The sequence below is a fragment of the Allocoleopsis sp. genome (assembly GCF_036703385.1).
Lineage (GTDB): Bacteria > Cyanobacteriota > Cyanobacteriia > Cyanobacteriales > Coleofasciculaceae > Allocoleopsis.
Genome location: NZ_DATNPA010000099.1, coordinates 1 through 13,740, shown reverse-complemented (window position 1 = coordinate 13,740; position 13,740 = coordinate 1). Strand labels below are relative to the sequence as shown.

Genomic DNA, 13,740 nt, shown 5'->3' with positions numbered 1-13,740 from the left:
ACCAAAACCTTTGAGGAAACGCTGCTCGTACCTGTACATCCCTTAGCGCTGTATTTAGGTAGAATGCTAGCTGGAATCGTGCGAGGGCTGATGACATCCTGCTCTGTGATTTTAGTCGCACTGATCTTCACGCAGAAGTTTGGCAGTTTCTTGAACCCTTTGTTTTTGCTATTGGTGGTACTCAATTGTGCCGTGTTTGCCGGTTTGGGGGTGATTGTCGGGTTGAATGTGAAGTCACTGGAATCGGTTGGACTGTACAACAACTTCTTGATTGTTCCCATGTCCTTTTTGGGAGCAACGTTTTTTGACCCCGCAACGTTACCTGTGGCTCTGAAAGGGATTGTGTATCTGCTGCCTCTAACCTATACCAGTATTGGGCTACGTGCAGCGGCTTACTTACCGCTTTCACAATTTCCCTGGTACTCTATTCCAATTCTCCTAACGGTTGCGATCGCACTTTCCCTGATCGGTGCTTACCAATTTGCTCACCAACAGGATTAATCTAATTTATTCGCCCTATCGTTTGCATCCGGGGTAAATTTCTGCTTGCGCCAGCGCCGGAAACCGAACGTCAAAGCACCAAACGTGAGTAAGCTCAAAATCCAGGAAGGCTCAGGTACAACCTCGCCCTCAATCCCCATTGAATAATCGCTATCTTCAGCATTACCAGGCTCAAAGGCAGAACCATAATTTATCCTAAATGACATCCCGTCATTTCCAGGCGGTGTCCCAACTGCATTCATACCGTTTGTGGTTGCGATCGCAGAAAACGATGCTGATGGTATGCCCCCCTCTGGATCAGTCGGTAAAATGTATTGGGGAGCAACTGACAGCCAGTAACTTCCTGAAGAGAGGTTGATATTTAACCCTAAAACCTTTACCGTATACACAGAATAGTTAAAGTAAAAAACTGTGAAATTGGTGGGTATGAGCGTAGCTAGACTAACCCCACTGGCAACCGTTTCGCTTCTGTAGGGTCGCTCTCCTGGTATATTTCTTGGCAAGATTTTTTCGATTGACCAAGCTACGCCACTAAGCTGGTTAGGAGCTTCTAGCAAATTGTTAGACCAAAGTGAGTTGATGTGCCAACCTGCATTAGTCGAGGGGATGATAAAGTCATCCAATACGTATTGCGTAAGACGCGCACCAATATAGGTAAAAGGCGGATAAATATTAATGGCATTGTGAGTGGATTCTTGTCCATCGGGGTCGCCATCATACCAAAGAGTCGCGGCATTGGCAGAAGTTGCAGCTCCATAGCTGAAGCCAAGGCGAACTACCAGTACCAGCGCCAGTTGACAAAGCTTAGGTAGAAACCGAGAACGAATGACTTTGGAAAGATTAAGACGAGCTGAAAGGGAATGAGGATTCCTGCTGTTGCCCTCAGCCTTTCAAAAAACTTGCTGAATCGACATTAAGTTCCTCCCTTTAGTTTTACTCAAGGTTGCTAATCTGGAGCATAGAACACAGTCAAGTTAAGAACAATCCTTGAGCGCCTGACTTGTAACACACTTTTCTTATACTGTTCATTCATTCGGAGTTTCAACAATGAGTCACAAAGTCTATGCGCCTAATATTCATCTCTTTGCCTTCCATTCGAGCAATGCCTCTATCAATCATGCACCCTCAAGCCAAGACTTTGATGAAGAATTGCTTTGGAAAAAATGCGTTGATATTTTTGTGCGTTTTCAAATTAACCAAAAGTTAAGAATAAAAAATATATCTGATGGCTTTCGAGTGGCTTTACTAGAAGGAGCCACTGATAACATGATTTCTTTGCCCTTAGAAGGAAAAATATTTCATGAACAAAAAGACCACAAAATTACAGGTTTTGCTTGTCCGCTCAAGATTGAAGAGAGCTATGCGCTGGCCTTGAATCTTCGCATTCCTGAACTTAATGAAAGAGGTCAACGAACTAAAGAAATAGAACTTTCAATTTTTCAAGATTTCAATCCAGGAAAATGCTTTTTGCCTAAAGAAATTAATAGCTCCCTAGGACAAACTGTAATACTAACAGCTTGGCTATCTCAGAAGCAGCAGCCCAGCCAAAAAATATGGCGGGAGATAGCAGATGATTGTGTACGGAGTTTCCTAGGAGAAGATTTGGAAAACTGTCCACCTTTGTATCAATCGGGTCAACTATTTGGTAGCCCGATTTTTGAATATGGTAATCCTTATCATACTCATGTTTATGGGCAGATTTTTGTTTGGCTATTTGTTAGGGAAGTATTTACTGGCAAAATTGATTCTAGAATTGATAATAATTTTGGTTTCTTTTATCAGAAAATGTTTGATTTATTGTATTACAGGCAAAAAATCCTTAAATCTTATCAACACGCTCTAGAATCCTATGTAGGTATTCAGCAAAAAAATCAAACGATTAAAGAGATAATTAATCAGATAGCAGAGCTTCCTCTAGAGAACCATCGATCGCAAGAGCCTAATCAAGCTCAAGTTTTGTCGGACATTGAGATTAGCTACTTTAAGGAAAAGCTCAGAGTCCTGCCTAAATTTTCCTTAGACTATGCCGAGGGGATACAGGTCATAGAATCCTATCGTATGATGATTGAGGCTAATAGCAAAAATTATACTGAAAAACTTAGACAAGTTCAGGAAAGATTACCAAATTATGATTTAAAGTTTTTATCATTTTTTACTCAGAAAACCTGCCAAAATTTTCAGGATGACCTGAAAATAAAACTCAGTGAATGCGTACAAAATTCGAGCTTGGTGGAAAAAGCGATCGCATCGATTCGAGGCCTTGTAGAAATTGATAAAGCACAACGCGCTCGCACTTTAGAGGAAACCCTACGCCTTAATGGCATTGCAGCTCAAGAACGGGAGAAAAAATTGCAAATTTGGTTTGCTATTGTTGTGACTTGCCTAGCGGCTAGCAGTATTTATTTCCAACTTTCCTCTCCTGTCAGAACTGTGCTGAATTCTATCAACCCAGAACAACCTTTAGTTTCTATTATTACCAGATTCGCCCATCTCTTCCTTTATAATTTATCTAATATACTGGTTCAGGTTTTGGTGGGGATTGTTCTTGCCTCACTTCTAGGATTAATGGTCTGGCTAATACCAACACAATCGAATGATTCGAGGGATTCTCAAGAATGAAATATTGTTCTATCCGTTTTTGTCACAGCCTGAATTAATAGCGGTCGCTTCCAAAATCAACAATTTTAAATAAGCATTAGATGAGTTTTTGACCTAAAGTTCCCAACATGTCTTTTCTTTACTCAGAAAATTTAGAGGATACCTTCTTCTATCAGATCAGAAGTCAGCACATGATTAAAAATGGCTATAATAATAGTTAATAATCCAGCTGAGATACTGTCTGGCTCAAGTGGTAGGGAGCATCGGTACGCATCCTACAGATAAACAGGGTATTTTTCACGGCATTGGCTCGATAGAGCGGTTTCACCCCAGTGTCTTTAACTCATTCAATTGGGTGAAGTGATATCTTCACTCCCTGATGTACTTTGAGAGTAGCTCAAAACCAAATTGGGTTAAACCGCAGCCCTTGTGCGGAACACAATTCTCAGCCAGACATTCAATTCTCCTATCAATCCCCTACATGTTTTGAGGTGAAGCTATGCTCTCTACACTTCCATCTCGGCAATCTTGCTTAAATAGGTTCGGGGTAACTAAGACTCTGACTCCCTTAACCCTGGGAATTGTCCTGCTGACATCAATCGGAATGCCAGCCCAGGCGCAATTTGGAGGATTTCCAGCGCAGTCCCCCACGACCCAGGTGATCGGCAGCCCAATTCCTAGCCCTGTGCCCGTGGTGCCTGGTACCATGAATCCTTATTCGCTTTCGCCCTATAACTCCAATACTTATTACAATCCCAATAACTCCTATTACAATCCCTATAATTACAATGGCTACAACCCAGGAGGCATAACCTCAGGGAGGGGAGTGATTCGGAATTCGACCCTGATTAATCCGACAGTGATTAATTCAAGGATTACGGATTCAGTGCTGGTTGACCCAGTCATTATTGATTCACCAGGGTTTTCCCGAAGAGTCTTCAGGCAACCCCCGGTTATCTATAATCCTCCCTATCTCTATAATCAACCTGGAATTAGGGTTCACATTGGGTATTAAGCGAATGCGGCTGTATGCATAAATTCGGATGCCACAATCATGGAGCCAATCCCCTCATCGGTGAAAATTTCCAACAGCAGGGCGTGGGGAATGCGACCATCAATAATGTGAGCAGCCCGAACACCTTGGGCCAGCGATCGCACGCAACAGTTTACCTTGGGAATCATCCCCCCGGCAACAATACCCGTTTCGATCAAATTTCGTGCTTCTTGAATATCCACCTTAGGTATTAGGGTGGACGGGTCTTTGTAGTCCTTCAAAATTCCAGAGGTATCGGTGAGCAAAATCAACTTTTCCGCCCCCAATGCGGCTGCGATTTCACCTGCAACAGTGTCGGCATTGATATTGTAAGCTTGACCGGTGTCGTCTGCGGCAACGCTAGACACTACAGGAATGTAGCCGCTATTGACCAGAGACTCCAATAGCTTGATGTCCACACTGTTGACTTCCCCTACAAAGCCAATTCCCTCGCGACCCTCTGGACGTGCTTTGATCAGGTTCGCGTCTTTGCCGCAAAGCCCCACAGCTTTGCCACCAGCACGGTTAATCAGAGAAACCAGTTCTTTATTCACCCGACCGACTAACACCATCTCCACAACATCCATCGTGGCGGCATCGGTCACGCGCAGACCATTTTTAAACTGTGGCTCAATGCCTAGCTTCCCCAGCCAGCTGTTGATTTCTGGCCCACCGCCGTGAACAACTACTGGTCGCAGGCCGACACAAGAGAGGAAGACAACATCGCGGATGACTTTGTCTTTTAGGGAACCGTCTTTCATCGCGGCACCCCCGTACTTGACGACGACCGTCCGACCCGTAAATTGTTGAATGTAGGGCAGTGCTTCACTCAGTACCCGTACACGGGTAGCTTCAGCTTGCCTAATGTAATTGCTATCGTGACTCATGGGTAGCAAACTTCACAAAAGTGGCGTCCAATGCAGTTTAAATCATTTTTCATCCCTTAGATTCTCAGGTTTAAGAGGGGATATCAGGTAAGTAGCGGAATCCTGACATCAAGAAATCGATGAGGTGAGTTTAGGGTCAATTGCACACTCAACTTTACAAATGCTTCTCGCCTAAGCGAATCAGACCCAGCGATCGCGTGCGTGATACTAGTCATACGTATCAGGATCGGTAAAATTTAGGCAGCACTGATTTGATGCCTCCTGTCTATGATTGGAAATTTACCGAATGTTAACGCGCTACGCGCTCGCCATACTGGATGGGATAAGCCAAGCCCACAAAATCTCAAGGATATTGGTACCGTTGAGTTTTACTGGCGGAATTTGTTTGAAGCGATTTTTCATCCGAGTCAGGAAAAATGGCAGGAGTATTGGCAACAGCTCCACGATCTAATTATTGAGCGATGTCCCGACAATGATGAGCGGTACACCACGCTTTACTACTTAGAGGGTGTGAAAAACTCGATTAAAATCGAGGGAGACTGGACAAAGAACTGGAAGAAGGTCTTAATTTATCTAGAAAATACAAGAGACTGGGCTAGAAAATCGATTATTAGAGGCTAAATGGGAATATTATGCTTGCTTTACTCTAATATTTGCCTATTCTAATTCATGCTCATCTATCGAGAATCGCCTCTGCTATTCTCCCTGATGCGATCGCTCATAGACCTGATGCAGACAACGGTTATACTAAATAATTGTGGTCGCATCTCCAAAGAAATCAGTAGGGTGAGTATTGCCCACTTCCCCCACAAGTTCGTGGCGCTACCATCTTGGCGGAAATCACTCATCAGTCTCCTTGCCCCTGATCCTTTTATTTGGCTGAACTGAATGACACGCTACTGTCGTAGAGCCTAAGTCATAGCTATAACAGTAGTAGGGTGTATGCGGATAGCCTTAGAAGTCAAGTCACTGTGTAAATCCTGATTAATCCACTTTTGAGAGTCTCACCAGAGAATAGGCGAAACACCAATCTTTATGTGTTGAAGCCCTGACTTTGGTGAGTAAACCTGTCTGCCTTGCAAATAAGGCAGACGATACCGGAACTTTAGTGAGGAGGCAGAAGGAGAAAGAAATTTTCATTTCTGCTCCTTCGGAGTCTCTCTGCTAACGCGAACATTGTGAGTACAGCTCATAATGCCCCTAACTAAAAAGCTCGTTATTTATTCTCTGATCAGAGCTATTCAAGAGGGTTAACTGAAGGATTATGCAACGCGGGTGAAGACAGATCGCATTCACAATTGGTACACATAAAGCTTGTATCTTGCAAATACACCGATGGGATCGGCTTACATAGTAAGCTCTAAAGGCATGGACGTTTATCGGCTAAATACAATAAGTAAAGCACAGCCAGTAAAGCAGGATAATTTATTAACCTGGTTTCGCTGGCTCAAGCGGTGGGTTCGCCAAATCTTTACTAAAGGACGCACAAAGCAAAGACCTTTAAAAGTTATTGAGCGAACCGAATCTTACGATGAACTCACTTCCCTCGTCTTTGTAGAACGGGATGCACCGGGTGCCGTGGGAACCTGGTATATGTTCCGTCGAGATAGTCCTCGTGTCAATCTGTTAATCACCCTCGATAACTTGAAAGCTATTCGATTAGCCTTGCGCCATCATCGACCACAAGGCATAGAAATGTCGAATTTTGAGCGCTCTCTAGTATCTGAAGATCCGATACTCAGGACTCATCGAATTAGTATTCAGTGGATTGTCAAACTAAGGAGTTCTCGTACAGTATTTAACTTAATTGGTACCTGGGACGCTGACCTTCAAGGTGATAGCTTTGATCCCAACGCTAAGGCGATTAGCATCTTTAGATTCATTGGACGAGAAGCATTGAACCTGCCGCCCATTCCTGAGGTGCAGTGGCGAGCTAGAATGGCTCATTTTCCTTGGGCTGATAGTGTGGAAAGCTATGCCAGAGCGGTGTTAGGGGAATATCACAAATCCCACATCAAGAAAGTTATGACCAATCCCACGCTAGTTAGTAAATAAATAGGCTCTGTATTCAATCATAACTCCTGGAGAAAAACGGTTGAATGATTTCCATAAATAATTACCACTTTTTGTAGGGTAAAAACTTGCCAGACATGATAACTTTCACGCGATCGCCTTTTGGGTTTTCTTCTTTCTCAATATCCAAACTAAAATCAATCGCGCTCATAATACCATCGCCAAATTTCTCATGAATCACGGCTTTCATGGGCATTCCATAAACCTGCATAATCTCATAGAAGCGATAGATTAACGGGTCAGTTGGGATAACCGGCTCTAAAGAGCCTTTTACAGGAAATGCTGTTAATTCGTCTGCTATATTGGGTTCTAAGTCTAATGCCGAGATAATTTTACTCGCCTCATCTTCAGAAGCACTGGCTTGACGGTAGAACACCGCAGAAATCCATACCTCGTCTCGCCCAATCATGGTTTCCAAATCTGCAAACGTTAGTCCTTTTGCCTTTTTAGCCGCTAAAAGTTTTTGGGTGATTTCTGGAATTGTCATTCACTACTCCTTATTTTTACGGTCTTTGCAGACAGTTTGGTAGCCTTATTCAACCTGCTGTACAGCCTAAAGAACTGTAGCCTTCCATACATTTTTATAGCCCGACAGAGGAATCTAATAAAAAAGCAAAAGAAAGAAACCTCTCTTTTGCCACTTCCTTGTCCTCACAAGGGGATATGTTGCTTATTACTTGCTTTATCGGTCTACCGAACCCATGATGATATCAATACTGCCCAGAATTGCCATGATATCGGCAACCTTCATACCTCTCAAAAGATGAGGCAAGATCTGCAAATTATTGAAATCAGCAGCACGAATCTTAAAACGCCACGGAAAGACATTATCCTCCCCAATGATGAAAACGCCGAGTTCCCCTTTCCCGCTTTCTAGACGAACATAGTGCTCACCCTTGGGAATTTTAAAGGTAGGAGCGATTTTCTTGCCGACAAACTGATACTCAAAATCATTCCACTGGGATTTTTTCCCTTCTACCATGCGCTTGGCTTCCAGGTTCTCATAAGGGCCACCCGGAAGTCCTTTCAAAGCTTGGCGGATAATTTTAACCGACTCGCGCATCTCACGAATTCGCACTAAATACCGGGCAAAGCAATCCCCAGCCGTTTCCCACTGTACTTCCCAGTCGAAATCGTCGTAGCACTCGTAGTGATCAACTTTCCGTAAGTCCCACTTGACACCAGAAGCCCGCAGCATGGGGCCAGAAAGTCCCCAGTTAATCGCTTCTTCGCGGGTGATAGTACCAATCCCTTCAACGCGACGGCGGAAGATGGGGTTGTCGGTAATCAAGCGCTCGTACTCGTCTACTTTGGGCATAAAGTAGTCACAGAAATCAGCGCACTTATCTACCCAGCCGTAAGTCAGATCAGCGGCTACCCCGCCGATGCGGAAATAGTTATTGTTGACCATTCGATAACCTGAGACGGCTTCCCACAGGTCATAAATCATCTCCCGTTCACGGAAGATGTAGAAGAAAGGGGTCTGAGCACCCACGTCAGCCATGAACGGCCCCAACCACAGCAGGTGGTTAGCAATCCGGTTCAGCTCCAGCATGATGACGCGGATGTAGCTGGCGCGTTTGGGCACCGCGATATCCGCTAATTTTTCTGGGGCGTTGACGGTAATCGCTTCGTTGAACATCCCCTCTGCATAGTCCCACCGACTGACGTAGGGAACGTACATGATGGTAGTGCGGTTCTCCGCAATTTTCTCCATGCCCCGGTGCAAGTAACCAATCACCGGTTCGCAATCAACCACATCCTCGCCATCGAGGGTGACAATGAGTCGCAGCACCCCATGCATGGAAGGATGGTGGGGACCCATGTTGAGAACCATGGGTTCTGTTCTTGTCTCAATTTTTGCCATATAAACTAAGCAATTTCCCTTTGCAGCAGGTTGGACAGTAGCAACAAGTGACAGTTAGCTTCTCAGGAGCCAAAGAGTTGTAGGTTGGCAGGTTGGAAGGTAGGAAGGTTAAAGGTTGGAAGGTAGGAAGGTTGAAGGCTCACTCGCAAGCAACTTCGTAACCTATAACTTTGTAACCTGTAACCTGCTCACCTATAACCTTTTAACCTGTAACCTGCTCACCTGCAACCCTTTACGGACAACACACGCATTCGCTTATCCCTGATATTTGATAGCTTTATGGCGGTAGGTCTTGTACAAAATATTGATTTTTGTTGCATATCTTAATTATGACAGAGGCTCAGATGGCGAACACAACGGCGTTTTCACATGTTTCGGTGCTGAGTCGGGAGTTGATTGAAGGGTTGAATATTCGTCCGGGTGGGCATTACCTAGATGCGACAGTGGGTGGGGGTGGACATAGCCAGTTGATTTTAGAGGCGGCACCGGATGTTCAACTCACTGCGATTGATCGCGATGCCGTAGCCCTTGCCGCCGCCCAAGCCAAACTAGCACCCTATGGTGAGCGCGCCCACTTCTGGCAAGGAAATTTTGCGGCTTATGAACCATTTTCACTCCAATTTGATGGAATTATAGCTGATTTAGGTGTTAGCTCTGCTCAGTTCGATACACCAGAGCGAGGCTTTAGTTTTCGTCATACCGCTGATTTAGATATGCGGATGGATCAGCGCCAGTCCCTCACCGCTGCCGATGTGATTAACAAGTGGGATGCCACGCAACTAGCAGAGGCATTTTACAAATACGGGGAAGAACGACTCTCGCGACAGATAGCACGGCAAATTGTGGAAAAACGTCCTTTTCAAACCACCACTGAACTGGCGGATGCGATCGCCTATAGCGTCCCTCCCAAGTACCGCCACGGTAGAATTCACCCAGCTACTCGTGTATTTCAAGCGCTACGAATTGTCGTGAATCAAGAACTTGCCTCTCTGGAAACCTTCCTAAACCGCGCTCCCCATTGGCTAAAACCAGGCGGCAGAATTGGCATAATCAGTTTTCATAGTTTGGAAGATCGGATTGTCAAGCATACGCTGCGAGATTCACCTCTATTGCGGATACTAACCAAAAAGCCAATAACAGCACAAGAGAAGGAACTGGAGGACAACCCCCGCTCCCGTTCTGCTAAGCTCAGACTAGCAGAAAGACTTTCTCAATAAACATTTTTTCGTTTTAGTGGTAAGTGATGACTTGGTGGCAAGATGAAATTCAACAGCTCAGAGAGGAAAATGAGCAGCTTAAACAACAGCTAGCTAATCAGCAAAGCTGTTGTCAGTTAATTGCTCAATATCTGATAGAAAAAAAACTGACCGAGGAAGCGACTACCACCAATCCACTTGCTGATTATGGACAAATTCTTGACTTCAAGGCATGGGTTGAGGAAAAAGCAATGAGCAGGAGTAATATCATTCCAGGCTCTAAAAACCCCTGTTAAGTAGGCCGACGTAATTAAATATCCCTAAATATCACTTGCGGTAGTCGGTAATAAGGAATTGTGAATTGGGAAAAACGCCATTGCCTTTTACCCAAAAAAGCCATAAAAATTTACGTTTATTTCCAGTGCTGTGCTTAAGAAAGCAGAAATCAACATATATAAAAAAGCGTTAAAAAAATCCTTCCCTTCACAATTTATTCACAAAGCCTCAATAGGTTGATTTGTAAGACTTATTGTTCAACGTTTTAGAATGATGTTGTTTCATCTTTTTTGTGAATTTCCAGATGGTTCATCGAAGTATCTCCACCTTCATAGCTCCACTCAAAAGGAAGCCCTCCGGCAGGCTCTCCGAGATTATTGTGCTTGTGTAGTCCTTCTGATTGTCAGCCACCTCGATTCTGATTGTCAGTTGTTAGGACTGGATTATGATTCGGCGGCTGGCAGACATTGACATGGCATTCCCTGTACGAGTTGGTGGCAGATTGATAAAGTGACAGCGATTTGAACTATAGTCTTCTCGCCGTTTGATCGTCTTCTCTTCGTGTAAGTCCTGCGTTCGAGATGATTAAATTTCCCTAGTCTAGCCACTGAGCAAATTCTGTGGTGAAGCGATCGCTCAAAATCGCCTCCCGAATGCGTTGTGTGAAGCGAATCAGTTCAGTGACATTGTGCAGCGAGAGCAAAATGAAGCCGAGAACTTCCTTACATCGCACCAGGTGGTTAAGGTAAGCGCGAGTAAAGTTCTGGCAACCATAGCAAGGGCAAGTGGCATCCAGAGGTGTGAAATCTTCCCGAAACCGCGCATTTTTCAAGTTCCAACGTTCCCCCTGCACCAAAGCCGCACCATGACGCCCCAATCGCGTGGGAATCACACAATCGAATAAATCGACTCCGGCGGCGATCGCACGTACCATTTCTCGATATGTCCCCACACCCATCAGATAACGAGGCTTATCGATGGGTAAATACGGTGCAGTGGCATCAACAATCTCGTGAATCAGCTCAGCCGGTTCACCCACACTCACGCCACCAATGGCATAACCGGGTAAATCCAACGATACCAAAGACTCAGCGGCAGCCCGACGTAAATCGAGATAAACACCACCCTGGACAATCCCAAACAGCGCTTGCTCCGTAGGATGAGCATGAGCGTCAATACAGCGCTTCAGCCAGCGATAGGTTCGCTCGGTTGCCGCCTCTACTTCTGAGCGCTCAGCCGGGTAAGGGGGGCACTCATCAAACGCCATGATCACATCAGCCCCCAAGGTATTCTGAATCTCAATTGATCGCTCTGGTGTCAGCTTGATGATTCGTCCATCGCGAGGTGAGCGAAACGTTACACCTTCTTCCGTGATTGTACGGATTTGACTCAAGCTAAACACCTGGAAGCCACCGGAGTCAGTGAGCATCGGCCCCTTCCAACCCATGAATCGATGTAATCCACCTGCTTGCTCTACAATACCTTCTCCGGGTTGCAGGTGGAGATGATAAGTATTCGCCAGAACCATTTGTGCTCCAGCCGTTTCTAGCTGTGCTGGCGTTAAGGTTTTAACCGTTGCCAAGGTGCCTACGGGCATGAACTTGGGCGTCTCGACCAAACCATGAGGCGTAACAAAAACACCAGCACGGGCTTTTGTCTGGCTACAGGACGCCTGACATTTAAAGGAAAACTTAATTATCTGTTGCTCCAACGCTATTAATTAAGGTTTTTGTCAATGGTCAACGGTCAGAAGAGCTAAAACTAGAGGGTTTTAACCTTGACCCCTTTAAACTTTAAACCTTAAACCTTAAACCTTAAAACCTTCAACCCTTAAAAAGGGCACTCACCGTCATCATCGATTTGCACATCCCACTTGGCGCTGAGAACTTGCGTTACCATCGCTTCTAGGGCATCCACGTTAAATGGCTCTGCCGACTGCTCCTGCAAGGGGTTAGAGAGCGGAATCAGCCGTAACTGACGGTGGTCTTGAATTAAGTCAAAGTAAGCTTCTTGGGTTGGAGACTGACTCAACTGTAAATAATCAAAACTCTGAATGTTGAGGTAGATAGCCTGATTGGCAATCAGAGTTGATCGCTGAGGATCGCAAAAAACTTCCATGACACACCCTTCACCTTCATTTTTGATCGCGCCATCCAGGCTATGGATATAGCGAACCCGACTCAGGTCATTGAGCAGGCGTTCAATGTCTTGCTTGTTGACGATAGTTCCAGTGTCGATGATGCAGGGGGCTGGGAGCTGGTGCGAGGATTGAGAGTAACTCATGGGTAAAAGCCTAAGATGCAAACAGGGCTGAGGTTGCCATCGAATGGGTTGAGGTAACCGCTTTGCTGGAGACCCTACATTGGAAACCAAGAGCTTAGATTATCGTCACTGCAACAGTCAAGATCAAATGAATGCTACAGCCAGGGATAATCCAGAGGGAGAGAAGACGGCAAGCAAGCGGGTTTCTATCTGAATACTTGGGTTGTATGGGAAGGAAACGTGTTGCTCATTCAGTAGGGTATGAGACAATACTATCCCAAGATTCTGACGCTGCTAATACGACAATTGACTGAATTTATCGCTGCAAGCCCCTTATGAGGCGGTTGACATTTCGACAATTAGTGAGCTGGGGATGTCAAGTTTGGAGGTCTCTACTCGGTGCTGTAACTTTTTATACAAGCATTCCGCTCCCCATCAACTGGAGGCTAGAGTTTCGGAGAATTGCGCGTTGGGCTCCTGTGATTGGATTACTGATTGGCGGAATACTGGGTATTATAGACGGGGTTTTGCAACAGGTAGGTGTACCCATCTTGACCCGGAGTGCTGTGCTCGTCGTGTGCTGGATCGCACTCACGGGAGGGCTACACTTAGACGGGGCGATGGATACGGCAGATGGCTTAGCGGTTCAAGACCCTCAACGGCGCTTAGAAGTGATGGTGGATAGTGCTACAGGGGCTTTTGGAGCGATCGCAGCAGTCGCTGTATTACTCTTAAAAACGGCAGCGCTGGCAGATATAGAGAGTAACCGATGGTTAGTTTTGATGGTCGCTTGCGGTTGGGGACGCTGGGGACAAGTAGTTGCGATCGCATTTTATCCTTATCTCAAACCGACGGGGAAGGGGGCGTTTCACAAACAGGCGATTCGCACACCCCAAGATATCCTCGTGGGATTGTTCTTACTCTTGAGTTTATGTGGATTGCCGTTGTTCCTAGACCAAGGTAGTACTTCGGTGGCCTGGACAATGGCAGTGGGGGGATGCGCGATCGCACTAATAACAGGCGCTTGGTTTTATCGCAAGCTAGGAG

General features: G+C 45.4%; 15 protein-coding genes. 8 read left to right on the top strand and 7 right to left on the bottom strand.

All coding sequences use genetic code 11. From position 1 onward, the window contains the following. A partial coding sequence (locus V6C93_RS04960) for an ABC transporter permease (protein ID WP_333475543.1) occupies nucleotides 1–501 on the top strand: 501 nt, incomplete at its 5' end. Here the strand turns inward: V6C93_RS04960 and V6C93_RS04955 are convergent. Continuing rightward, nucleotides 498–1,124 carry a hypothetical protein gene (locus V6C93_RS04955; protein ID WP_333475542.1) on the bottom strand — a complete coding sequence of 209 codons (627 nt, stop codon included), beginning with the start codon at nucleotides 1,122–1,124 and terminating at the stop codon, nucleotides 498–500. The genes V6C93_RS04960 and V6C93_RS04955 overlap by 4 nt on opposite strands. 424 nt (nucleotides 1,125–1,548) lie before the next feature. Here V6C93_RS04955 and V6C93_RS04950 point away from each other — a divergent pair, with 424 nt between their 5' ends. Both V6C93_RS04950 and V6C93_RS04945 read left to right on the top strand, forming a co-directional pair. Then, nucleotides 1,549–3,120, top strand: a complete 1,572-nt coding sequence (locus V6C93_RS04950; protein WP_333475541.1) for a hypothetical protein — start codon at nucleotides 1,549–1,551, stop codon at nucleotides 3,118–3,120. Nucleotides 3,121–3,703: 583 nt separating this feature from the next. Beyond that, nucleotides 3,704–4,114: a hypothetical protein gene (locus V6C93_RS04945; protein WP_333475540.1), complete on the top strand. Its 411-nt coding sequence runs from the start codon at nucleotides 3,704–3,706 to the stop codon at nucleotides 4,112–4,114. On the opposite strand, the gene argB is transcribed toward V6C93_RS04945, so the two are convergent. Next, the gene (gene argB, locus V6C93_RS04940) at nucleotides 4,111–5,019 is read right to left on the bottom strand and encodes an acetylglutamate kinase (RefSeq protein ID WP_333475539.1); all 909 of its coding nucleotides are present in this window, start codon (nucleotides 5,017–5,019) and stop codon (nucleotides 4,111–4,113) included. The genes V6C93_RS04945 and argB overlap by 4 nt on opposite strands. Before the next feature lie 267 nt (nucleotides 5,020–5,286). On the opposite strand from argB, the gene V6C93_RS04935 reads away from it, so the two are divergent. Continuing rightward, complete coding sequence (locus V6C93_RS04935) at nucleotides 5,287–5,640, top strand: hypothetical protein (RefSeq protein WP_333475538.1); 354 nt, start codon at nucleotides 5,287–5,289, stop codon at nucleotides 5,638–5,640. Between the two features lie 56 nt (nucleotides 5,641–5,696). Here the strand turns inward: V6C93_RS04935 and V6C93_RS04930 are convergent, their stop codons facing one another. Further along, nucleotides 5,697–5,867, bottom strand: coding sequence for a hypothetical protein (locus tag V6C93_RS04930; RefSeq protein WP_333475537.1), 171 nt, complete (start codon nucleotides 5,865–5,867; stop codon nucleotides 5,697–5,699). 487 nt (nucleotides 5,868–6,354) lie between these two features. On the opposite strand from V6C93_RS04930, the gene V6C93_RS04925 reads away from it, so the two are divergent. Further along, entirely contained in the window at nucleotides 6,355–7,074 is a 720-nt protein-coding gene (locus V6C93_RS04925; RefSeq protein WP_333475536.1) for a hypothetical protein, read from the top strand. Nucleotides 7,075–7,135: 61 nt separating this feature from the next. Here V6C93_RS04925 and cynS read toward each other — a convergent pair whose 3' ends face one another. Both cynS and V6C93_RS04915 read right to left on the bottom strand, forming a co-directional pair. Continuing rightward, nucleotides 7,136–7,579 (bottom strand): cyanase, encoded by a 444-nt coding sequence (cynS, locus tag V6C93_RS04920; RefSeq protein WP_333475535.1) that lies wholly within the window; start codon nucleotides 7,577–7,579, stop codon nucleotides 7,136–7,138. Between the two features lie 195 nt (nucleotides 7,580–7,774). Beyond that, a complete protein-coding gene (locus V6C93_RS04915; protein WP_333475534.1) occupies nucleotides 7,775–8,959 on the bottom strand; it encodes an NAD(P)H-quinone oxidoreductase subunit H in 1,185 nt (394 codons plus the stop codon). Nucleotides 8,960–9,288: 329 nt separating this feature from the next. Between V6C93_RS04915 and rsmH the strand changes: the two genes are divergently transcribed. Further along, nucleotides 9,289–10,176 (top strand): 16S rRNA (cytosine(1402)-N(4))-methyltransferase RsmH, encoded by an 888-nt coding sequence (gene rsmH / locus V6C93_RS04910; RefSeq protein ID WP_333475533.1) that lies wholly within the window; start codon nucleotides 9,289–9,291, stop codon nucleotides 10,174–10,176. 26 nt (nucleotides 10,177–10,202) lie between these two features. Next, nucleotides 10,203–10,451 (top strand): hypothetical protein, encoded by a 249-nt coding sequence (locus V6C93_RS04905; RefSeq protein ID WP_333475532.1) that lies wholly within the window; start codon nucleotides 10,203–10,205, stop codon nucleotides 10,449–10,451. A gap of 575 nt (nucleotides 10,452–11,026) precedes the next feature. Here the strand turns inward: V6C93_RS04905 and tgt are convergent. Continuing rightward, complete coding sequence (tgt, locus tag V6C93_RS04900) at nucleotides 11,027–12,142, bottom strand: tRNA guanosine(34) transglycosylase Tgt (RefSeq protein WP_333475531.1); 1,116 nt, start codon at nucleotides 12,140–12,142, stop codon at nucleotides 11,027–11,029. Between the two features lie 119 nt (nucleotides 12,143–12,261). After that, entirely contained in the window at nucleotides 12,262–12,714 is a 453-nt protein-coding gene (locus V6C93_RS04895) for a hypothetical protein (RefSeq protein WP_333475530.1), read from the bottom strand. A 314-nt stretch (nucleotides 12,715–13,028) separates the two neighbouring features. Here V6C93_RS04895 and cobS point away from each other — a divergent pair. After that, on the top strand, nucleotides 13,029–13,740 hold a 712-nt coding region (gene cobS / locus V6C93_RS04890), incomplete at its 3' end, for an adenosylcobinamide-GDP ribazoletransferase (protein WP_333475529.1).

Excerpts from the sequence above, each read along its gene's own strand:
- V6C93_RS04925 (WP_333475536.1), top strand. The coding sequence starts at position 6,355 with ATGGGATCGGCTTACATAGTAAGCTCTAAAGGCATGGACGTTTATCGG.
- V6C93_RS04905 (WP_333475532.1), top strand. The coding sequence starts at position 10,203 with ATGACTTGGTGGCAAGATGAAATTCAACAGCTCAGAGAGGAAAATGAG.
- V6C93_RS04895 (WP_333475530.1), bottom strand. The coding sequence starts at position 12,714 with ATGAGTTACTCTCAATCCTCGCACCAGCTCCCAGCCCCCTGCATCATC.
- V6C93_RS04935 (WP_333475538.1), top strand. The coding sequence starts at position 5,287 with ATGATTGGAAATTTACCGAATGTTAACGCGCTACGCGCTCGCCATACT.
- rsmH (WP_333475533.1), top strand. The coding sequence starts at position 9,289 with ATGACAGAGGCTCAGATGGCGAACACAACGGCGTTTTCACATGTTTCG.
- V6C93_RS04945 (WP_333475540.1), top strand. The coding sequence starts at position 3,704 with ATGCCAGCCCAGGCGCAATTTGGAGGATTTCCAGCGCAGTCCCCCACG.
- argB (WP_333475539.1), bottom strand. The coding sequence starts at position 5,019 with ATGAGTCACGATAGCAATTACATTAGGCAAGCTGAAGCTACCCGTGTA.
- V6C93_RS04950 (WP_333475541.1), top strand. The coding sequence starts at position 1,549 with ATGAGTCACAAAGTCTATGCGCCTAATATTCATCTCTTTGCCTTCCAT.
- V6C93_RS04915 (WP_333475534.1), bottom strand. The coding sequence starts at position 8,959 with ATGGCAAAAATTGAGACAAGAACAGAACCCATGGTTCTCAACATGGGT.
- cynS (WP_333475535.1), bottom strand. The coding sequence starts at position 7,579 with ATGACAATTCCAGAAATCACCCAAAAACTTTTAGCGGCTAAAAAGGCA.
- V6C93_RS04930 (WP_333475537.1), bottom strand. The coding sequence starts at position 5,867 with ATGAGTGATTTCCGCCAAGATGGTAGCGCCACGAACTTGTGGGGGAAG.